Here is a 20,243-nt window from a genome sequence, read left to right as displayed (position 1 = left end):
CGCCTTGCGCGACGACCAGCCGCTTCACTCCGCGGCCAGGACCTTGTGGCGATTGAGCAGCCCCCGTGGGTCCAGCGCCTGCTTGAGGGTGCGCATCAGGGCGATCTCCTCGGGCGTGCGCGAGAGCCTCAGGTAGTCGCGCTTCTCCAGGCCGATGCCGTGCTCGGCGGAGACCGAGCCCCCCAGTTCGGCCAGCGGGCCGTAGACGATCCGCTCCACTTCGCGACGGACCTGGGGCTGGTGGCTGCCGACCCCGACCGAGACGTGCAGGTTGCCGTCGCCCAGGTGGCCGAACACCACGACGCGCCCTTCGGGCCATCGCTGGAGAAGACGACGCTCGAGCGCCTCGGTGTAGCCCGGCATGTCGGGAATCGGCAGGCTGACGTCGAAGGTGAACAGCGGCGCGAGGGTGTCGATCAGTCCCTCGATGTCCTCGCGGATGTCCCAGATGCCCTGGCGCTGGGCGTCGGACTGGGCCAGCACGGCGTCCTCGATCAGGCCGGCCTCGAGGGCCGATTCCAGGGCCGCGCTGAAGCGGGCGTGATTGTCGGTATCGTCGTTGCCCAGCGACTCGACGATGGCATAGTAGGGCCAGCGGGGCGGCAGCGGCGGCGTGTGGCGGCCGCTCTCCTCGGTGAGCAGCGCGTAGTGGTTGCGCCACATCACCTCGAAGGTGCCGAGGCCGCCGGCGAGCTCGCGGCCCAGGTGCCGAAGCAGGCCGGTGACGCCGTCGAAATCGGGGCAGGCCACCAGCGCGGTCTTCTCGCTGGCCAGCCGTGGCTGCAGCCGGAGCACGGCACGGGTGACAATGCCCAGTGTGCCTTCGCTACCGATGAACAGCTGCTTGAGGTCATAGCCGGCGTTGTTCTTGAGCATGCGGTTCATCGAGCTGATCACGCTGCCGTCGGCGAGCACCGCCTCCAGGCCGAGCACCTGCTGGCGCATCATGCCGTAGCGGATCACGCGCACGCCGCCGGCATTGGTGGCGATATTGCCGCCGATGGTGCAGGAGCCCCGGGCACCGAGATCGAGCGGAAACGCGAGGTCGTTGTGCGCGGCCGCCTCCTGGACTCGCTGCAGCGGTATCCCGGCCTGTACCGTCATGGTGCCGCCGATCGGGTCGATCGCTTCGATGGCGGTCATGCGCTCCAGCGAGATGGCGAGCTCGTCCGGCGCGGCCTCGCCGCCGTGCACCAGCCCGGTGAGCCCGCCGTGGGTCACCACGGGCTGGTCGGCGGCGTAGCACCGCCGCATCACCGCGGCCAGTTCGGCGGTATCGGCGGGGCGCACGATGGCCCCGGCGCGGCAGGGCGCGCCGCTCATCCAGTCGGTCCGGCGTTGGCTGACCACGTCGCCGGTCAGCACGTTGCCCGCCCCCACGATGGCGACGAGTTCCTTCAATAGCGCTTGCATCTGGCTTCTTTCCTTGTGTCCGGGCGTCAGGCCAGGGCGGCTTCGTGGGCCCGGCCGGGGATGGCGTCGAGCAGCTGTTTCGTATACGCCTCGGTGGGGCGCAGGAACACCTCCTGGGCCGTGCCCTGCTCGACGATGCGGCCGTTCTGCATGACGATGATGGTGTCGCAGATCTGGGCCGCGACCCGCAGGTCATGGGTGATGAACAGCAGCGACAGCGAAAGCTTCTGCTTGAGCTCCTCGAGCAGTTCGAGCACCTGGGCCTGGATCGAGACGTCGAGTGCCGACACCGCCTCGTCGGCCACGATCAGCTGCGGGTTGAGCGCCAGGGCGCGGGCGATGCCGATGCGCTGACGCTGGCCGCCGGAAAACTCGTGGGGGTAGCGATCCACGGCCACGGCGCCGAGGCCCACCAGCTCCAGAAGCTCCTCTGCCTGGCGCATGGCCCGGGCGCGCGGCACGCCGTTGGCCATGGGCCCCTGGGCGATGGCGTAGCCCACCCGGTGGCGCGGGTTGAGCGAGGCGTAGGGGTCCTGGAAGATCATCTGCACGCGGTGACGTTCACGTCGCAGTGCATCTCCCCTGAGTGCGGAGAGGTCGGTGCCTGCCAGGCGGAGCGAGCCGCTGTCGGGCCGCTCCAGGCGTACCACGCAGCGCCCCAGCGTCGACTTGCCCGAGCCCGACTCGCCGACGATGCCCACCGTCTCCCCCGGGGCGAGGGTGAACGACACATCGTCCAGGGCCAGAACCTCCCGCGCCGGCTTGAACAGGCCGCCGCGTGAGCGGAAGGTCTTGCTCAGGCGGTTCACCTCCAGCAGCGGCTGCTGCCTGTCGCCGCCCCTGGCCGCGGGAATGACGTTGCTGGGAATGGCTTCGAGCAGGGCCCTGGTGTACTCGTGGCGGGGCTGGCGCAGCACCTCGGCGGCGCTGCCGAGTTCGACGACCCGGCCGTGACGCATGACGCATACCCGACTGGCGATCTCGGCCACCACGCCGAAATCGTGGGTGATGAACATCACCGCCATGCCACGCCGCCGCTGCAGGTCGCGGATGAGCGCCAGGATCTGCGCCTGGGTGGTGACGTCGAGTGCGGTGGTGGGCTCGTCGGCGATCAGCAGCTCCGGCTCCAGTGCCAGGGCCATGGCGATCATCACCCGCTGGCGCTGGCCGCCGGAGAGCTGGAAGGGATAGGCGCGGATGGCCCGGTCGGGCTGCGGGATGCCGACCTCCTCGAGCAGCGCCAGCGCCCTGGCCTGGCGCTCCTTCGAGGTGAACTTGCCGTGCGCCTCGAAGACCTCGGCGATCTGGGCGCCGACCCGCATCAGCGGATTGAGGGCGGTCATCGGCTCCTGGAAGATCATGCCTATGCGCAGTCCACGCAGGCGGCGATGCTGCTTCTCGCTCAGGCGGAGCAGGTCCTGGCCGTCGAAGAGCACTTCGCCGGCGGTGGCACGCACCCCCTTGGGCAGCAGGCCCATCACGGCGTTGGCCGCCATCGACTTGCCGGAGCCCGATTCGCCCACCACGCACATGATCTCGCCACGCGCCACGTCGTAGCTGACCGCCTCGACCGCACAGTCGCGATCGGCCCCCTCGGGGAGGGCCAGGGTCAGGCCGCGGATGCTCAGTACCGGGGTGTCGTCGTTCATCGTCCCTCTCCTAGGAGCGTTCGCGGGCGAGCTTGGGGTTCAGGGCGTCGTCGAGGCCCTCGCCGACCAGGTTGAGCGCCAGCACGGTGAGCAGGATCGCCACGCCGGGGAAGAAGCTCAGCCACCAGGCCTGGCGGATCACGGTGCGCGCGGCGCCGATCATGTAGCCCCACGACATCACGTTGGGATCGCCCAGGCCGAGGAAGGAGAGCGCCGATTCCAGCAGAATCGCCGTGGCCACCATCAGCGAGGCGAGCACGATGATCGGCGACAGCGTATTGGGCAGGATCTGGCGCAGGATGATGGTGCGGTGGGTCTGGCCGACCAGACGCGCGGCTTCGACGTATTCGCGATGGCGCAGCGACATGAACTCGGCGCGGACCAGGCGCGCCACGGGCGGCCAGCTGACGATGGCGATGGCCAGGACGATCGAGACCACGCTGGGCTGCATGATCGCCACCAGCACGATGGCCAGGGCGAAGTTGGGGATGGTCTGGAAGAACTCGGTGAAGCGCATCAGCGCATCGTCGATCAGGCCGCCGTAGTAACCGGCCACCGCGCCGAGCGGCACGCCGATGAGCAGCGCCACTGCGGTCGAGACCAGGCCGATCAACAGCGACACCCAGGCCCCGTGCATCAGGCCTGCCGCCACGTCACGGCCCATGGTGTCGGTGCCCAGCGGAAAGCCCTCCAGCTCCAGCGGCGGCAGGAAGGGGCGCTGCACCATGCGCCAGGGAGAGTCGGGGTAGAGCAAGGGCGCGAGGATGGCCATCAGCACGATGGCCAAGAGAATCACCAGACCGACCAGGGCGCCGCGGTTCTGGGCGAAGCGGGCGAAGAAGCTCATGCGGCCTCCTTGATGCGCGGGTCCGTCAGGCGGTAGACGAGGTCGGTGAGGATGTTGAAGACGATCACCAGGGCGGCGGAGAAGAAGAAGATGCCGAGCAGCAGGTTGTAGTCGCGCTGCTGCAGCGCCTCGAACATCAGCCGGCCGATGCCGGGCCAGGCGAACACCGTCTCGGTGAGGATCGCGCCACCGACCATCTGGCCCGCCTGCAGGCCGGCCAGGGTGATGATCGGCAGCAGCGCGTTGCGCAGCACGTGGCGGCGCTGGATGACGCGGGGGCTGAGGCCCTTGGCGCGTGCGGTCTTGACGAAGTCCTGCTGGCTGGCCTCGAGCATCGAGGCGCGGGTCATGCGGGTGTAGATGGCCATGAAGAACAGCGCCAGGGTGGTGGCCGGCAGGACCAGGTGCTTGGCCACGTCGAGTACCAGCGCCAGGCCGCTCAGGCCGGCCCCCACGGTATACATGCCGTAGGCGGGCAGCCAGCCGAGGTAGACCGAGAACAGCACCACCGCCATCAGGGCCACCCAGAACAGCGGCGTGGCGTAGAACACCAGCGCCAGGGCCATGATGATCGAACCGGAGGGGCGCTTGACCCGGGCGGCGGCCATGGAGCCCAGCACGATGCCCAGCGCCAGGGACAGCACGAAGGCGGTGCCGGTCAGCAGCAGGGTCGCGGGCAGGCGGGCGAGGATCAGGTCGAGCACCGGCATCCCCTGGCGGTAGGACCAGCCGAAGTCGAGCGTGGCGATGCCGGAGACGTAGCGCCACAGCTGGACGTACATCGGCTGGTCGAGACCGAAACGCTCGCGCAGCTGGCGCAGGAACTCCTCGTCGGTGGCGCCGGCCTCGCCGGCCAGGATGGCGGCGGGGTCCCCCGGTGCCAGCTGGATCAGGACGAAGTTGAAGATCACGATCAGGAACAGCACGACCACGGCCTTGAGCAGCCGCATCGCGATCAATCGGGCATAGAGCATGCTGCAAGCCTCTGGGTAGGTTGGGGCACCCTGCCGGGTGCCGCGTCACGCGAGGCGATGTCCGGCGGGACGGCGAAGCCGCCCCGCCGGTCGAAGCCGCCTCAGCGGTCGAGCCAGGCGTCCCGGAAGCCGTCGTTCACGCCGACGCCGGAGGTGACCAGATCCTTGACGTCGCAGCGGTAGATGGTCGGGAAGCCGAGCTCCAGCAGCCAGCCTACCGGCACGTCTTCGTGCAGGATCTCCTGGGCCTCGCGATAGAGCGCCTCGCGCTCCTCCTCGGGGTGGGCGGTGGCCGCCTCGTCGAAGAGCTCGTCGATCCGCTCGTTCTCGTAGCCCTCGACGTTGTTCCACGGCGAGCCCTTCTCGATGTTGTCCGAGAGGTAGGAGCGGGTGATGCCCAGCGCCGGGTCGCCGTACTGGTAGAGGAAGGTGAAGGCGAGGTCGTAGTCCCATTCGGAGAGGCGCTGGTTCCAGCCGCCCACGTCGGTGGACTGGGTGCGCACCTCGATGCCCACCTCGCGCAGGTTCTGCTGCACGGCCTCGGCCCAGCGCGTCCAGGTCTCGCCGTAGGGCAGCGGCAGCAGGCGAACCTCCTCGCCGTCGTAGCCCATCTCGTTGAGCAGCTCGCGGGCACGGTCCGGGTCGTGGTCGTAGGGCTCGAGCCCGTCGTGGCGGAACTTGGCATTGGAACCGAAGGCGGAGGTCGGCACCTGGCCGAGGCCGTTCCACAGCACGTCGCGGGCAAACTCGCGGTCCATGGCATACATCACCGCCTGGCGGAAACGCTTGTCGGCGGTGGGGCCCTCGCGGTTGTTCATCCACAGCATGGCGAAGGGGCTGAAATACTCGTGGCCTTCCTCGGTCACGCAGGTATTGTCCATCTCGGTGAGGCGCGGGATGTCGAAGTTCTCCACGGTGCCGTTGGGCAGCACGTCGACGGTGCCGTTCTCGTAGGCCACCGCGCGTGAGGCGCCGTCGGGGATGACGTGCCAGTTGATCCCGTCGAGGTAGGGCAGGCCCTCCTCGTAGTAGTCGTCGTTGCGTACCAGCTCGATGACGGTGCCGCGGTCCCAGTTCTCGAACTTGAAGGGCCCGGTGCCGATGGGGTGGTTGTTATGCTCGTTGTCGCGGAAATCGGTACCTTCGTAGAGATGCTTGGGCACCATGGTGAAGGTGCCGGCCTCGAACGAGAGCAGGAAGGGGCCGAACGGCTCGGAGAGGGTGAAGACCACGGTGTGATCGTCTTCCGCCTCTATGCTCTCGATGTGCTGCAGCACGGCGCGGGCACTGGGGTTGAGCTCGCGGTGGAAGACGTCGGCGGAAAAGACCACGTCATCGGCGGTGAAGGGCTCGCCATCGTGCCACAGTACGCTCTCGCGCAGATGGAAGGTCCAGGTCAGGCCGTCGTCGCTGACGTCCCAGGATTCCGCCAGCTGCGGCCTCGGCTCCAGGTCGGTGGAGTAGCTCAGCAGCCCCTCGTAGATGTTGCCCGCGACCTTGCGCGTCGGGTCGTTCTGGACCATGCCCAGGACCAGGCCGGGGGGCTCGGGCTGGATGATGGTGTCGATGGTGCCGCCGCGCTTGGGCTCGTCGGCGACGGCGGCGGTAAAGGCCAGAGCGGCAACGGCCGCGGCCAGAGGCGTCTTTGTCATCGTGGAGTTCCTTGTTGTTGTCTCGGCTGTTGTCATGCGTTGCAAGGGATGCCGCCTGCAGCCCTATTGACCATAGCAGTGGCCCCGAGAACTGTCGACAGTCGCCAATCGACGGTCGACATCAGACCGCCTTGCGTCATACTGTCACCGAGTCAACCCGTGAGAGACCCGTTGCATGACAGCTTCCAACGCCTTCGGTAGCGGCATGGTCATCCAGCAGCGCAACCTGGTGGAGCAGGTCGCCGACTACCTGACCCAGGCCATCATCAGCCAGCACTTCACGCCAGGCGAGCGGCTGTCGGAAGTCCAGCTGGCACGCGACCTGGGCATCAGCCGTGCCCCCGTTCGCGAGGCGGCGCGCCTGCTCGAGAGCCGCGGCCTGCTGGTGTCGCAACCGCGGCGTGGCTTCTTCGTTCGGGCCCTGGACGCGAGCGAGCTCAACGACGTCTTCGATCTGCGCCTGTGCCTGGAGCGTCATGCGCTGGCACGGCTGGTCGGTGGGTTCGATGTCGACAAGCAGCGGGCCCTGAGCCGGCAGGTGAAGCTCATGTGCGAGGTGGCACTGAACGACAGCGACAGCCGCAAGATCGAGGAGGACCTGGTCTTCCACCGCATGCTGATCGCCTTTGCCGGCAACCGGCGCCTGCTCAAGGCGTTCGACGACATCACCCATGAGCTGCGGCTGTGCATCGCCCTGATCGCCAAGACCCACGCCGACCCCGACAGCATCGCCACCAGCCACTGGGCCCTGCTGGAGGCGCTCGCCAGCGGCGATGCCGAACGCTGTCGCGAGGCGATCGACTACCATATCGGCGTAGCCCAGCACTACGTGGTGAAGGGGATCGGCGAAGCCTGACGCGCCGCGGCCCCCCTTGGCTGCGGCGGCCTGTCGCCGCGGAACGCCGGCGGCCCGTGCGGGTCAGATGCGAGACACGGCGAGGGGATTACCATGCTTGCAACCATCCAGCGTTTCTTCCAGCAGGCCCTGTCCGAACCCGAGGGCTCGGGCAGGAGCGCACCGACGCTCGAGCGGGCCACCGCCGCCCTGCTGTGCGAGGTGGTGCGCGCCGACTATCACACCGACGAGGCGGAACTCGCTGCGCTGCGCGAGATGCTACAGCGCCATTTCCAGCTTGCCGACGACGAGGTCGAGGCACTGATGGAGATGGCTCGCGAGGAGATCGAGACCTCGGTCGACCACTACCAGTTCGTCAGCCTGATCAAGCAGCACTACGGCTATGCCGAGCGCTGCGAACTGGTACGCATGATGTGGTCGCTGGCTTTCGCCGACGGCGAATCGCATCACCTGGAGGAACATCGCATCCGGCGCCTGGCCGATCTGCTGCACGTCAGCCACTCCGACTTCATCCGGGCCAAGCTGCAGGTCCAGGGCAGTGACGAGACGCAGGGATCGCCTTGATCCTAAGCAGGAAAAGCCGACTCCAGGCGTTCGCTGGCGCGACTCGCTGCTAGACTAGGCCCTCACTCCGGCATTCGCTGCGTGAGCGTGTGGCCAACGGGGAGGAGTGGCATGTCTCGTGAAACCGTCGTTCTGGGTGCCGGCATGGTCGGCGTCTCGATTGCCTGGCATCTGGCCCGCCGTGGCCGTTCGGTGCTGCTGGTGGATCGGCGACCGCCCGGGCAGGAGACCTCCTACGGCAACGGCGGGTTGATCCAGCGCGAGGCGGTGCGTCCCTATGCGTTCCCGCGTGAGCCGGGCAAGTGGCTCAGCGCGCTGTCCAACCGCCGGGTGGACATTCGCTACCGGTTGGGCGGCATCCTCCAGTTCGCCGGCCCGCTCTACGACTACTGGCGCCATTCGGCGCCACGCCGGTATGCCCGTATCGTGCCGGAGTACGCTTCGCTCATTGCGCTCTCCACCCAGGAGCACGCGCCCATGATCGAAGCCGCCGGTGCCGCCCACCTGATCGGCAAGGAGGGCTGGCTCGAGGTGCATCGCAGCCATGCCGAGCTCGAGCGCCGCCGGGACGAGGCGGAGGACGCCGCCCGTCGGTTCGGGGTAACCCACGACCTGCTCGACGCCGGGGGACTGGCGCAACGGGAGCCTCAGCTCGGCGCCGAGCTGGCGGGGGCGATCCACTGGACCAATTCCTGGAGCGTGTCCGACCCCGGGGCGCTGGTCGCGGCCTATGCCGACAGCTTCCGCCGGCAGGGCGGCGAGTTCCTGCAGGCGAGCGTGCGCCGGATCCGCCAGCAGGGCGAAGGCTGGTGCATCGATAGCGAGGCGGGCCGGCACGAGGCGCGCGAGGTGGTGGTGGCCTTGGGGCCCTGGGCCGGGGAGTGGCTCAGGGGGCTGGGCTACCGGCTGCCGACCTTCGTCAAGCGCGGCTACCACATGCACTATGGCGTCGCCGAGGCGCGCCGTCTGCGCCACTGGATTGCCGATGCCGACGTCGGCTACATCCTGGCGCCGATGCGGGCCGGCATCCGGCTGACCACCGGGGCCGAGCTGGCGCCGCTCGATGCGCCGCCCAGACAGGGCCAGCTGGAGGCCGCCGAACGCAAGGCGCGCGAACTCTATCCGGCGCTCGGCGAGCGCCTGGACGCGCAACCCTGGAAAGGCGCGCGCCCCTGCCTGCCGGACATGAAGCCGGTGATCGGCCCTGCGCCGCGGCACAAGGGGCTTTGGCTCGCCTTCGGCCACGGCCACCAGGGTTTCACCATGGGGCCGGTGACGGGCCGATTGATGGCGGAGCTGATGGAGGGGGAGCCGACGGCCGTGGACATGGCGCCGTTTCGGGCGGATCGCTTCTGACGGCGTCGGCGCCGACCGGTGTCACTCGCGGCGCCGACGCCGACGCCACTGGTGGTGGCAGAACTTGATCACCAGGGTCATCACGTAGACCACCCAGCCGGCGCTGGCCAGTACGTTGAACAGCAGCATCTTCTGCTGTCCGCTCATGGGGGCGAAGAGGGTTTCGATGAGCACGCCGAACAGCAGCGCCAGCGCCATGGGCAGGGCGAGGATGTGCATCCACATCTCGGTGCGACGCTTGCGCACATGATAGCGGCTCAAGTGGATGCGAAAGGGGCGGTGCATGAAGCTGACCAGGATCATGGCGCCGAGGGCGAGCATGGCGGCCAGGGTGGGCTCGACGCTGTCCATCTTCGCCGAGATGCTGATCGACCAGAAGAAGACGATCCACATCAGTCCGGCCAGGATGGCGACGATATCGGCGTAGTGGCGAACCCGGGGCATTGGCGACGTCTCTGACGGAAAATCGGCGTCGATGATACGGCAAATCGGCGTTTGTTGCTGCCGCCGCCGGCATCTTTCTCGACGCCCACCCGCGTCTGCCCGGTATAATCTCGTCTCGACACCCATCCAGACCGACAGGACATGCCGTGACCGCTATCACCCTGACCCGCCCCGACGACTGGCATCTTCACCTGCGCGACGGCAAGGCGCTCGAGGCGGTGGTGCCCGCCACCGCCCGGCAGATGGGCCGGGCCATCATCATGCCCAACCTCACGCCGCCCGTCACCACCACCGAGCAGGCCCTGCGCTACCGCGAACGGATCCTGGCGGCGCGACCCGAGGGGTCGGCCTTCGAGCCCCTGATGACGCTGTATCTCACCGACAACACGCCGGCCGACGAGATCGAGCGCGCGGTGGCGAGCGGCAGGGTGCATGCGGTGAAGCTCTACCCGGCCGGCGCCACCACCAACTCGGCCTCAGGCGTCACCGACCTGGCCCACTGCGACGGCGCCATTGCCGCCATGGCGCGGCTGGGCCTGCCGCTACTGGTCCACGGCGAGGTGACCGATGCGCAGATCGACATCTTCGACCGCGAGGCGGTCTTCATCGAGCGGGTCATGAAGCCGCTGCTCGCGCGCCATCCGGATCTCAAGGTGGTCTTCGAGCACATCACCACCGCCGATGCGGTCGAGTTCGTCTCCCGGGCGCCGGCCAACGTCGGCGCCACCATCACCGCCCACCACCTGCTGTTCAACCGCAACCACATGCTGGTCGGCGGCATTCGCCCTCACTACTACTGCCTGCCGATCCTCAAGCGCGAGCGACACCGCGAGGCACTGCTGGCGGCCGCGACTTCGGGCAGCGGCAAGTTCTTCCTGGGCACCGACAGCGCCCCGCATGCCCAGGGCGACAAGGAGTCGGCCTGCGGCTGCGCCGGGGCCTATACCGCGCCGGCGGCAATCGAACTGTACGCCACGGCGTTCGAGCAGGCCGGTGCGCTGGATCGCCTGGAGGGATTCGCCAGCCACTTCGGCCCGGACTTCTACGGCCTGCCGCGCAACGCCGACAGCGTCAGCCTGGTGCGCGAGGAGTGGACGCTGCCGGCATCGCTGCCCTACGCCGACGGTCAGCGCATCGTGCCGCTGATGGCGGGGGAGTCGCTGACCTGGAAGTTGCGCGACTAGCCTCTCGGAACGAATAGTCGCCTGCGCGTGGCCCGCCCCTGTTACGGGAGATGGATCGTCAGCCCGACGCGAACTCCGCGTCGGGCTGGGGTGCAGTCTTGGCCAGTCGCATGATCATGGTCTCGACCATGCGAGCCGAGTGGGCGGCGGCGCGTTCGAGGAATTGCTCGAAGGAGAGGTGGTTGTCGCCGCCGCCGGCGATATCCGACAGCGAGCGGATGACCACGAACGGGCAGCCGTAGAGGTGGCAGGTCTGGGCGATGGCGGCGGCTTCCATCTCGGCCGCCAGCATGGTCGGGAAGCGCGAGCGCGTTCTCGTAACCAGTTCGGGGCAGGCCATGAAGACGTCACCGGTGGCGATCAGCCCCTCCACCACACGGACCTCGCCCAGCGCCTCGACGCATTCGCGGGCCAGGGCGACCAGGCGTTCGTCGGGCAGATAGGCGGCGGGCATCTGCGGCACCTGGCCGTGCTCGTAGCCGAACACCACGGCATCCACGTCGTGGTGGCGTACTTCGCTCGAGACGACCACGTCGCCGATCTCCAGCCCCTCGCCGAAGCCGCCGGCCGAGCCGGTGTTGATGATCGCCTCGGGGTGGTAGACGTCGAGCAGCAGGGTGGTGCCGATGGCGGCATTCACCTTGCCGATGCCCGACTGCAGGATCACCACGTCGACGCCATGCAGCTTGCCGTGATGGAAGGTGCAGCCGACATGCGTGCGGGTGCGGCGACCCTCCAGCAGCGAGGCCAGATGTTCCACCTCTTGCGCCATGGCGCCGATGATACCGATGCGTTTCATCGTCTCTTGCGTTCTCCGGTCGGGCGGCGCAGGGCGCCGTCGTGCTGTGGCTCAGGCCTCGTCGGCGAAGACCCGGGTCCACTCGTCGCGCTTGGCCAGGAAGCCGCGGGCGATCTGCTTGGCGCCTTCCAGGCTGTGGCTTGCCGCCCAGCCGCACTGGACCTCGTTGCAGGCCGGTACGGCGTCGGCTTCGAGCACGTCTTCGAGCGTCTGCTGCAGCAAGCGCAGCACGTCGTCGTAGTCGTCGTGGTTGATCAGCGCGACGTAGAAGCCGGTCTGGCAGCCCATCGGGCTGATGTCGACGATGCGGTCGGAATGGTTGCGCGACAGTTCGGCCATCAGGTGCTCGAGGGAGTGCAGCGCCGGCATCTCCATGTGCTCCCGGTTGGGCTGGCAGATGCGCATGTCATACTTGTGAATGCGATCGCCGTTGAGCCCGGTCTTGATGTCGGCCAGGCGCACGTAGGGGGCCTTCACCTTGGTGTGGTCAAGGTTGAAGCTTTCGACGTTCATCTTGTCGCTCATGAGCGGCCTCGCGGCAGGGGATAGGAAATGCGAGCGCGCATTCTAGCCGAGCGGCGCCTTCCTGTCAGGCCGCGGTTCAGAGCGCGGGGAGTTCCTGCTCCATGGCGTCATGCCGCTCGGCGGCGTAGAGGGTGTTCTCCAGCAGCGAGGCCACGGTCATCGGCCCCACGCCGCCGGGGACCGGCGTGATCCAGGCGGCACGCTCGGCGGCCGGGGCGAACTCCACGTCACCGACCAGGCGGCCGTCCTCCTCGCGGTTGATGCCGACGTCGATGACGATGGCGCCATCGCGCACCCATTCGCCCTTGACCAGACCCGGATTGCCCACCGCCACCACCAATAGCTCGGCGCGGCGGACGTGGGCCTCGAGGTCGCGGGTGAAGCGGTGGCAGACGGTGGTAGTGCAGCCGGCCAGCATCAGCTCAAGCGCCATCGGGCGGCCGACGATGTTGGAGGCGCCGACCACGGTGGCGTCCAGGCCGCGCACCTTCAGGCCCTGGGCCTGCAGCAGCGTCATGACCCCCTTGGGCGTGCACGGGCGCAGCACCGGGAGGCGCTGAGCCAGGCGGCCGAGGTTGTAGGGATGGAAGCCGTCGACGTCCTTGTGTGGCAGGATGCGCTCGAGCAGCGGGCGAGAGTCCAGGTGGGCGGGCAAGGGCAGCTGCAGCAGGATGCCATCGATGCCAGGGTCGGCATTGAGCTCGTCGATGAGCCGCTCGAGCGCCTGTTGGCTGGTGTCGCTGGGCAGGGTGTGGCGGAACGACAGGATGCCTGCCTGTTCGCAGGCGCGGTGCTTGTTGCTGACGTAGACGTGGGAGGCCGGGTCCTCGCCCACCAGGACGACGGCCAGGCCGGGGATGCGCTTGCCCTCGGTGCGACGCGACTCCACCTGGCGTGCAACCTGTTCGCGGACCTGCGCGGCAATGGCCTTGCCATCGATGAGTTGGGCGGTCATCGTGTCTCCCCCATGGTGAATGCTGTGAGCGGCACTCGCGTGGCCGGCTGCGGATATGCGAAGGGTGCCGATTTTCGCATGACGGGCCCGCGAGGCAAAGCGCAAAAGCCTCGCTGCGTCAGGAAGCTATTGACCACGGTCGATTCTCGCGTAGAATACGCAGCGCTCGGCGAGGCCCGTAGGGGCGTCGTTGGCCGTGCGAAGGCCGGCGGGGTGTAGCGCAGTCTGGTAGCGCGCCTGCTTTGGGAGCAGGATGTCGGGGGTTCGAATCCCTCCACCCCGACCACAACCTGTTGTTTATGCTTGGAAAATGGCAAGGCAGGGTTGCGGTCAGACGCCATGGAACGTAGAATGCGCCCATAGCTCAACCGGATAGAGCAACGGCCTTCTAAGCCGTAGGTTGCAGGTTCGAGTCCTGCTGGGCGTGCCAGTCAGGCGTAGAGGCGACCTTCGGTTCGAGCAGTGTCGATATGGTGGATGTAGCTCAGTGGTAGAGCCCCGGATTGTGGCTCCGGTGGTCGTGGGTTCGATCCCCATCATCCACCCCATTCGACTCCTTCGTGGTTCATGCCTGCAATGGTGGATGTAGCTCAGTGGTAGAGCCCCGGATTGTGGCTCCGGTGGTCGTGGGTTCGATCCCCATCATCCACCCCATTGCACCGGTTCCTCGTGCGTCTTCGCGCCGCGCTCCGTTTTTTTCCTTTTCTGTATCCCGGGCGAGTCTTCTCGTTCGGGCGATGCCGTTGCGCAGGTCGTGCGCTCGGGCTTGCGGGTGACGCTGCGACACTCGGGCAGTGCCGGGCGGCCTTGTAAAATGCCCGATCGCCCCCATCCATAGGGCGTAACGCTTGCCAGCGTAGGGCGGGATTCTTAGAATCTCTCTTTTACATTCCATGCTTTCCAAGAACGCCCCCAGTCGGTAGAGGACCATTCATGCAAGTTTCCGTCGAAACGACCTCCCAGATCGAGCGCCGTGTCACGTTCCAGGTGCCGGCCGCCGAGGTCGACGAGGCCGTCGAAGCCCGCCTCAAGGACACGGCGAAGAATATTCGCCTCAACGGGTTCCGCAAGGGTCGGGTGCCCATGTCCGTGGTGCGTCAGCGTTACGGCCGTGGCGTGCGTGACGAGGTCGTGGGCGAGCTGATGCGTGAGCGTTACGTGCGCGCGATCACCGAGCAGAACCTCAACCCGGCCGGCTTTCCGAGCATCGAGCCCAAGGTCGACCAGGCGGGCAAGGATCTCGAGTTCGTGGCCTCCCTCGAGGTCTACCCGGAGATCGAGCTGGCCTCGATCGAGGGCACCGAGGTCGAGCGCCCCGTGGTCGAAGTGAGCGACGCCGATCTCGAGGAGATGATCGAGACCCTGCGCAAGCAGAATGCCGCCTGGGAGGAGGTCGATCGTGCCGCCGAAGAGGGCGACCAGGTCAAGATCGACTTCCAGGGCTTCCTCGGCGACGAGCCGTTCGAGGGTGGCAGTGCCGAGGGGCATGAGCTGGTGCTGGGCTCCGGCAATTTCATCCCCGGCTTCGAGGACCAGCTCGTCGGTGCCAAGGCGGGTGAGGAGAAGGAGATCAAGGTCACCTTCCCCGAGGACTACCAGGCCGAGCACTTGGCAGGCCAGGACGCCACCTTCAAGGTCAAGGTCCACGCGGTGAAGGGGCAGGCTCTGCCCGACGTCGACGAGGCCTTCATCAAGCGCTTCGGCGTGGAGGACGGCGACCTCGACAAGTTCCGCGCCGAAGTGAAGAAGAACATGTCCCGCGAGGCCAAGCAGGCCGTCGATAACCGGGTCAAGCAGCAGGTCCTCGAGGCGCTGAAGAAGGCCAACGACATTCCGGTGCCGCAGGCGCTGGTGCAGCAGGAGACCGACGCGCTCAAGCGTCAGGCGGCCCAGCAGTTCGGCCTGGGCGAGGATTTCGACGTCTCCCAGCTGCCCAACGAGCTGTTCGCCGAGCAGGCCAGGAGCCGCGTGCAGGTCGGCCTGCTGCTGGCCGAGGTGATCAAGGCCAACGAGCTCGACGCCAGCGACGACGAGATCCGCGCCAAGGTCGAGGAGCTCGCCGAGCAGTACCAGGAGCCGCAGCAGGTCGTTGACTACTATATGGGCAACGAACAGCTCAAGACCCAGGTCAAGTCGGCTATCCTCGAAGAGAAGGCCGTCGACAAGCTGCTGGAGCAGGCTGCCGTCAAGGACGTGACGATGAGCTACCAGCAGGCGCTGGCCGCCGCCCAGCAGGGCGAGCAGGCGGGCGAGGGCGAAGGCGAGGAAGACGCCAACAGCTGATTCGGTGGCGAGACTCGGCACCTGCCGGTCGCCAGGGCGGCCGGCAGCCCGGGAGACGCTTCCATTCATCGGATGCAAGGACATCACACTGATGAGCAACGAGTTCGAGACCCGAAACGCCGGCGGCCTGGTGCCGATGGTGGTAGAGCAGAGCGCACGCGGCGAGCGGGCCTACGACATCTACTCCAGGCTGCTGAAGGAGCGTGTGATCTTTCTGGTGGGGCCGGTCGAGGATCACATGTCCAACCTGATCGTGGCGCAGCTGCTCTTCCTTGAGTCCGAGAATCCGGACAAGGACATTCACCTGTACATCAACTCGCCGGGTGGTTCGGTGACCGCCGGCATGGCGATGTACGATACCATGCAGTTCGTCAAGCCCGACGTCTCGACCGTGTGCATCGGCCAGGCGGCCAGCATGGGCGCGCTGCTGCTGGCCGGCGGGGCCAAGGGCAAGCGCTACTGCCTGCCGCACTCGCGCATGATGATCCATCAGCCGCTGGGCGGCTATCAGGGTCAGGCATCCGACATCGAGATTCATACGCGCGAGATCCTCGGTATCCGCGACAAGCTCAACCGCATCCTGGCCCACCACACCGGGCAGGATATCGAGACCATCGCCAGGGATACCGACCGCGACAACTTCATGAGCGGCAGTCAGGCGGTGGAGTACGGCCTGATCGATGCCGTACTGGATAAGCGGCCCACATCCTGATAGCGTGAAATCAAGCACGCTATAACCAAGTGATAAGCGGCGGCCGGCCCGGCCGCCGAAGTGACAGAGGTACGCGAATGGCCGACGGCAAAGGCAAGGACGAAGGCGGCAAGCTGCTCTACTGCTCGTTCTGCGGCAAGAACCAGAACGAGGTGCGCAAGCTGATTGCCGGCCCGTCCGTCTATATCTGCGACGAGTGTGTCGACCTGTGCAACGACATCATTCGCGAGGAAGTTCTCGATGCCGATGCCGAGAGCGATGAGGAGCGTCTGCCCGTTCCCCGCGAGATTCGTCGCACCCTGGACGAATACGTGATCGGCCAGGACCGCGCCAAGACGGTGCTGTCCGTGGCGGTCTACAACCACTACAAGCGTCTTCGCGCCGGCATCAAGGGCGACGACGTCGAACTCGGCAAGTCCAACATCCTGCTGATCGGTCCCACCGGCAGCGGCAAGACCCTGCTCGCCGAGACCATGGCACGGCTGCTCAACGTGCCGTTCACCATCGCCGACGCCACCACCCTCACCGAGGCCGGCTACGTCGGCGAGGACGTCGAGAACATCATCCAGAAGCTGCTGCAGAAGTGCGACTACGATGTGGAGAAGGCCCAGCGCGGCATCGTCTACATCGACGAGATCGACAAGATCTCGCGCAAGTCGGACAACCCCTCGATCACCCGCGACGTGTCGGGCGAGGGCGTGCAGCAGGCCCTGCTCAAGCTGATCGAGGGCACCACGGCCTCCGTCCCGCCGCAGGGCGGGCGCAAGCATCCGCAGCAGGAGTTCCTGCAGGTCGACACGGGCAACATCCTGTTTATCGTCGGCGGCGCCTTTGCCGGCCTCGACAAGGTCATCCGCGACCGCGCCGAGAAGGGCGGCATCGGCTTCAGTGCCGTGGTGAAGAGCAAGGACGAGAGCAAGGGCGTGGGTGACGTGCTTGCCGACGTCGAGCCGGAGGATCTGGTCAAGTTCGGCCTGATTCCCGAGTTCGTCGGTCGCCTGCCGGTCATCGCCACGCTGACCGAGCTCAACGAGGATGCCCTGATCCAGATTCTCACCGAGCCCAAGAACTCGCTGGTCAAGCAGTATGCCCGCCTGTTCGACATGGAAGGCGTCGAACTCGAGTTTCGCGAGGACGCGCTGCGGGCGGTGGCCGCCAAGGCCATGGCGCGCAAGACCGGTGCCCGCGGGCTGCGCTCCATTCTCGAGTCGGTGCTGCTCGACACCATGTACGAAATACCTTCCATGGAGGGGGTCTCCAAGGTGGTCATCGATGCGTCGGTCATCGCCGGCGAAAGCGAGCCACTGCTGATCTATTCGCAGCAGGAGCAGCGGGTCGACGGAACCGACGGCTGAGCCCTCGCGGCTTTCGCTGCCATGCCCAAGACGGAAGGGGGTCGCTCGGGCGACCCCTTTTCACGTTTGTCATCGCATTCCCCTTGCAATGGCGGCGGCACGACCCCATCCCCCCTGTATACTCCGATTTCTGTTTGAGGAACGTCTGCGATGCAGCAGAACGCCGTTCAGACCTTGAGTCTGCCCCTACTCCCTCTGCGCGACGTGGTCGTCTATCCGCAGATGGTGATACCGCTCTTCGTCGGTCGCGAGAAGTCGATCCAGGCGCTGGACGCCGCGATGGCGGCCGACAAGCGCGTGCTGCTTGTCGCCCAGCGCGAGGCCGGGCAGGACGACCCCGGCACCGACGACCTCTTCACCATCGGCACCGTTGCCGAGATCATGCAGCTGCTCAAGCTGCCGGATGGCACCGTCAAGGTGCTGATCGAAGGGGTCTCGCGCGCCGACCTGCGTGAAGTCCACCACACCGACGGTCACAGCATGGCCGAGGCCGTGCTGCGTGACAGCGAACCGCTCAGCGAGCGCGAGCAGGAAGCGCTGGTGCGGGTCCTGCTCAATCAGTTCGAGCAGTACGTCAAGCTTTCCAAGAAGGTGCCCAACGAGGTCCTCAATTCGCTCTCGGGCATCGAGGACCCGAGCCGCCTGGTGGATACCATCTGTGCCCATCTCTCGCTCAAGATCCAGGACAAGCAGCAGCTGCTCGAGATGGACCGCGTGCGCGAGCGCATCGAGCACCTGATGGCGCTGATCGAATCCGAGATCGACCTGCTGCAGGTGGAGAAGCGCATCCGCTCGCGGGTCAAGGACCAGATGGAGAAGTCGCAGCGCGAGTACTACCTCAACGAGCAGATGAAGGCCATCCAGAAGGAGATGGGCGAGCTCGAGAACGTGCCCAACGAAGCCGAGAAGTACGAGAAGGCGATCGAGGAGTCGGGCATGCCCAAGGAGGCGCGCGACAAGGCGGTCCAGGAACTGGGCAAGCTCAAGATGATGTCGCCGAGCTCCGCCGAGGCCACCGTGGTGCGTTCCTACCTGGACTGGCTGGTCTCGGTGCCGTGGAAGAAGCGCACCCGGGTCAAGCACGACCTGGTACACGCCCACAAGGTGCTGGACGAGGACCACTACGGCCTCGACGAGGTCAAGGAGCGCATCCTCGAGTACCTCGCCGTGCAGAAGCGGGTCAAGAAACTCAAGGGGCCGGTGCTGTGCCTGGTGGGTCCGCCGGGGGTGGGCAAGACCTCGCTGGGCCAGTCGATCGCCCGCGCCACCAATCGCAAGTACGTGCGCCTGGCCCTGGGCGGGGTGCGTGACGAGTCGGAGATCCGCGGTCATCGCCGCACCTACATCGGCTCGCTGCCGGGCAAGCTGATCCAGCGCATGAGCAAGGCCGAGGTCAAGAACCCGCTGTTCCTGCTCGACGAGGTCGACAAGATCGGCATGGATCATCGCGGCGATCCCGCCTCGGCGCTGCTCGAGGTCCTCGATCCGGAGCAGAACGACAAGTTCAACGACCACTATCTCGAGCTCGACTACGATCTCTCCGAGGTGATGTTCATCTGCACCGCCAACTCGATGAACATCCCCGGCCCGCTGCTGGATCGCATGGAGGTCATCCGCCTGCCCGGTTACACGGAGGACGAGAAGCTCGCCATCGCCCGCCGTTACCTGGTGCCCAAGCAGCTCAAGGCCAACGGATTCAAGGACGAGGAGGTGTCCTTCTCCGATGAAGCGCTGCTCGAGCTGATTCGCTACTATACCCGCGAGGCGGGGGTCCGCGAGCTGGAGCGGCAGATCGCCAAGGTCTGTCGCAAGGTGCTGCGCGAACGGCTCGAGTACGAAGGCAAGGGGGCCCAGGCGCCGGCGCTGCTCTCCGCGGCGGACATCGAGACCTATGCCGGCGTGCGCCGCTACAGCTATGGCCTGGCCGACAAGGAGGACCAGGTGGGGCGCGTCACCGGTCTGGCCTGGACCTCGGTGGGCGGCGAGCTGCTCAATATCGAGTCGGTGGTCACGCCGGGCAAGGGCCGCATCAACAAGACGGGATCGCTGGGCGACGTGATGAAGGAGTCCGTCAGTGCCGCCCATACCGTGGTTCGCGCCCGCGCTGCGGCGCTGGGCATCGACCCGGAGCGCTTCGAGAAGGAGGATCTGCACATCCACGTGCCCGAAGGCGCCACCCCCAAGGATGGCCCCAGTGCCGGCATCGCCATGGTTACCGCCATGGTGTCGGCCTATACCGGTCGTCCCATACGCTGCGACCTGGCGATGACGGGCGAGGTGAACCTGCGCGGCGAGGTGATGCCGATCGGTGGGCTAAAGGAGAAATTGCTGGCGGCACGGCGCGGTGGTATAAAGATCGTGCTCATTCCAGAAGAGAACCGCCGGGACCTCAAGGAGGTGCCGGAAAATATCAAGGGCGCGCTGGATATCCGGCCCGTCCGGTGGATCGACGAAGTACTGGAATCGGCCCTTGCCGAAAGGACCGAAAATGGTGGGGAAGAATCACGAGCGGAAGATTCGGCTTCTTCTACCAGCATGATCAGTACGCATTAACGATAATAGTGGCGTCATACCCTGGGGAAGAACCCGGGTATGACGCGGTTTGGCGCCGCAGTTGCTTGACACCTCTTTTGCAGCATTGCTATAAACTGGCAGCCATGCTGTGATCGAGTTGC

At 66.7% G+C, this 20,243-nt stretch carries 17 protein-coding genes and 4 tRNA genes; 12 read left to right on the top strand and 9 right to left on the bottom strand.

The window, feature by feature from the left end:
* Positions 1-24 precede the first annotated feature (24 nt).
* The 5 genes from DIS04_RS01615 to DIS04_RS01595 form a co-directional block, all read right to left on the bottom strand.
* Positions 25-1,413 carry an FAD-binding oxidoreductase gene (locus tag DIS04_RS01615; RefSeq protein ID WP_111411972.1) on the bottom strand — a complete coding sequence of 463 codons (1,389 nt, stop codon included), beginning with the start codon at positions 1,411-1,413 and terminating at the stop codon, positions 25-27.
* A 26-nt stretch (positions 1,414-1,439) separates the two neighbouring features.
* Positions 1,440-3,062, bottom strand: coding sequence for an ABC transporter ATP-binding protein (locus tag DIS04_RS01610; protein WP_111411971.1), 1,623 nt, complete (start codon positions 3,060-3,062; stop codon positions 1,440-1,442).
* Positions 3,063-3,072: 10 nt separating this feature from the next.
* On the bottom strand, positions 3,073-3,909 hold the full coding sequence (locus tag DIS04_RS01605) for an ABC transporter permease (protein WP_111411970.1): 837 nt from the start codon (positions 3,907-3,909) through the stop codon (positions 3,073-3,075).
* A complete protein-coding gene (locus DIS04_RS01600; RefSeq protein WP_111411969.1) occupies positions 3,906-4,883 on the bottom strand; it encodes an ABC transporter permease in 978 nt (325 codons plus the stop codon). The genes DIS04_RS01605 and DIS04_RS01600 overlap by 4 nt, the downstream gene beginning before the upstream one ends.
* A 101-nt stretch (positions 4,884-4,984) precedes the next feature.
* Positions 4,985-6,535 (bottom strand): ABC transporter substrate-binding protein, encoded by a 1,551-nt coding sequence (locus DIS04_RS01595; protein WP_111411968.1) that lies wholly within the window; start codon positions 6,533-6,535, stop codon positions 4,985-4,987.
* A 175-nt stretch (positions 6,536-6,710) separates the two neighbouring features.
* Between DIS04_RS01595 and DIS04_RS01590 the strand changes: the two genes are divergently transcribed.
* The 3 genes from DIS04_RS01590 to DIS04_RS01580 all read left to right on the top strand — a co-directional run bounded on the left by DIS04_RS01590 (position 6,711) and on the right by DIS04_RS01580 (position 9,311).
* Positions 6,711-7,391, top strand: coding sequence for a GntR family transcriptional regulator (locus tag DIS04_RS01590; protein ID WP_111411967.1), 681 nt, complete (start codon positions 6,711-6,713; stop codon positions 7,389-7,391).
* A 93-nt stretch (positions 7,392-7,484) separates the two neighbouring features.
* Positions 7,485-7,955: a tellurite resistance TerB family protein gene (locus tag DIS04_RS01585; RefSeq protein WP_111411966.1), complete on the top strand. Its 471-nt coding sequence runs from the start codon at positions 7,485-7,487 to the stop codon at positions 7,953-7,955.
* A 111-nt stretch (positions 7,956-8,066) separates the two neighbouring features.
* Positions 8,067-9,311, top strand: coding sequence for an NAD(P)/FAD-dependent oxidoreductase (locus DIS04_RS01580; protein WP_111411965.1), 1,245 nt, complete (start codon positions 8,067-8,069; stop codon positions 9,309-9,311).
* A gap of 21 nt (positions 9,312-9,332) precedes the next feature.
* On the opposite strand, the gene DIS04_RS01575 is transcribed toward DIS04_RS01580, so the two are convergent.
* Positions 9,333-9,755, bottom strand: a complete 423-nt coding sequence (locus DIS04_RS01575; protein WP_111411964.1) for a hypothetical protein — start codon at positions 9,753-9,755, stop codon at positions 9,333-9,335.
* A gap of 146 nt (positions 9,756-9,901) precedes the next feature.
* Between DIS04_RS01575 and pyrC the strand changes: the two genes are divergently transcribed.
* On the top strand, positions 9,902-10,939 hold the full coding sequence (gene pyrC, locus DIS04_RS01570) for a dihydroorotase (protein ID WP_111411963.1): 1,038 nt from the start codon (positions 9,902-9,904) through the stop codon (positions 10,937-10,939).
* Between the two features lie 58 nt (positions 10,940-10,997).
* Here the strand turns inward: pyrC and mtnN are convergent, their stop codons facing one another.
* The 3 genes from mtnN to folD all read right to left on the bottom strand — a co-directional run bounded on the left by mtnN (position 10,998) and on the right by folD (position 13,218).
* A complete protein-coding gene (mtnN, locus tag DIS04_RS01565) occupies positions 10,998-11,738 on the bottom strand; it encodes a 5'-methylthioadenosine/S-adenosylhomocysteine nucleosidase (RefSeq protein WP_111411962.1) in 741 nt (246 codons plus the stop codon).
* 51 nt (positions 11,739-11,789) lie between these two features.
* Entirely contained in the window at positions 11,790-12,263 is a 474-nt protein-coding gene (locus DIS04_RS01560; protein WP_111411961.1) for an S-ribosylhomocysteine lyase, read from the bottom strand.
* Between the two features lie 76 nt (positions 12,264-12,339).
* The gene (gene folD, locus DIS04_RS01555; RefSeq protein ID WP_111411960.1) at positions 12,340-13,218 is read right to left on the bottom strand and encodes a bifunctional methylenetetrahydrofolate dehydrogenase/methenyltetrahydrofolate cyclohydrolase FolD; all 879 of its coding nucleotides are present in this window, start codon (positions 13,216-13,218) and stop codon (positions 12,340-12,342) included.
* A gap of 209 nt (positions 13,219-13,427) precedes the next feature.
* Here folD and DIS04_RS01550 point away from each other — a divergent pair.
* The 8 genes from DIS04_RS01550 to lon all read left to right on the top strand — a co-directional run bounded on the left by DIS04_RS01550 (position 13,428) and on the right by lon (position 20,121).
* Positions 13,428-13,504 (top strand) — tRNA-Pro (locus DIS04_RS01550).
* Between the two features lie 67 nt (positions 13,505-13,571).
* Positions 13,572-13,648: transfer RNA gene (locus DIS04_RS01545), tRNA-Arg, on the top strand.
* A gap of 43 nt (positions 13,649-13,691) precedes the next feature.
* Positions 13,692-13,766: transfer RNA gene (locus DIS04_RS01540), tRNA-His, on the top strand.
* 31 nt (positions 13,767-13,797) lie between these two features.
* Positions 13,798-13,872 (top strand) — tRNA-His (locus DIS04_RS01535).
* A gap of 279 nt (positions 13,873-14,151) precedes the next feature.
* Positions 14,152-15,501 carry a trigger factor gene (gene tig, locus DIS04_RS01530; RefSeq protein WP_111411959.1) on the top strand — a complete coding sequence of 450 codons (1,350 nt, stop codon included), beginning with the start codon at positions 14,152-14,154 and terminating at the stop codon, positions 15,499-15,501.
* A 91-nt stretch (positions 15,502-15,592) separates the two neighbouring features.
* The gene (gene clpP, locus DIS04_RS01525; RefSeq protein WP_111411958.1) at positions 15,593-16,213 is read left to right on the top strand and encodes an ATP-dependent Clp endopeptidase proteolytic subunit ClpP; all 621 of its coding nucleotides are present in this window, start codon (positions 15,593-15,595) and stop codon (positions 16,211-16,213) included.
* Between the two features lie 77 nt (positions 16,214-16,290).
* Entirely contained in the window at positions 16,291-17,568 is a 1,278-nt protein-coding gene (gene clpX / locus DIS04_RS01520; protein WP_111411957.1) for an ATP-dependent Clp protease ATP-binding subunit ClpX, read from the top strand.
* A gap of 150 nt (positions 17,569-17,718) precedes the next feature.
* Entirely contained in the window at positions 17,719-20,121 is a 2,403-nt protein-coding gene (gene lon, locus DIS04_RS01515; RefSeq protein WP_111411956.1) for an endopeptidase La, read from the top strand.
* Positions 20,122-20,243 lie beyond the last annotated feature (122 nt).

Source organism: Billgrantia lactosivorans (assembly GCF_003254665.1).
Classification (GTDB): domain Bacteria; phylum Pseudomonadota; class Gammaproteobacteria; order Pseudomonadales; family Halomonadaceae; genus Halomonas; species Halomonas lactosivorans.
This window is presented reverse-complemented; position numbering and strand designations above follow the sequence as displayed.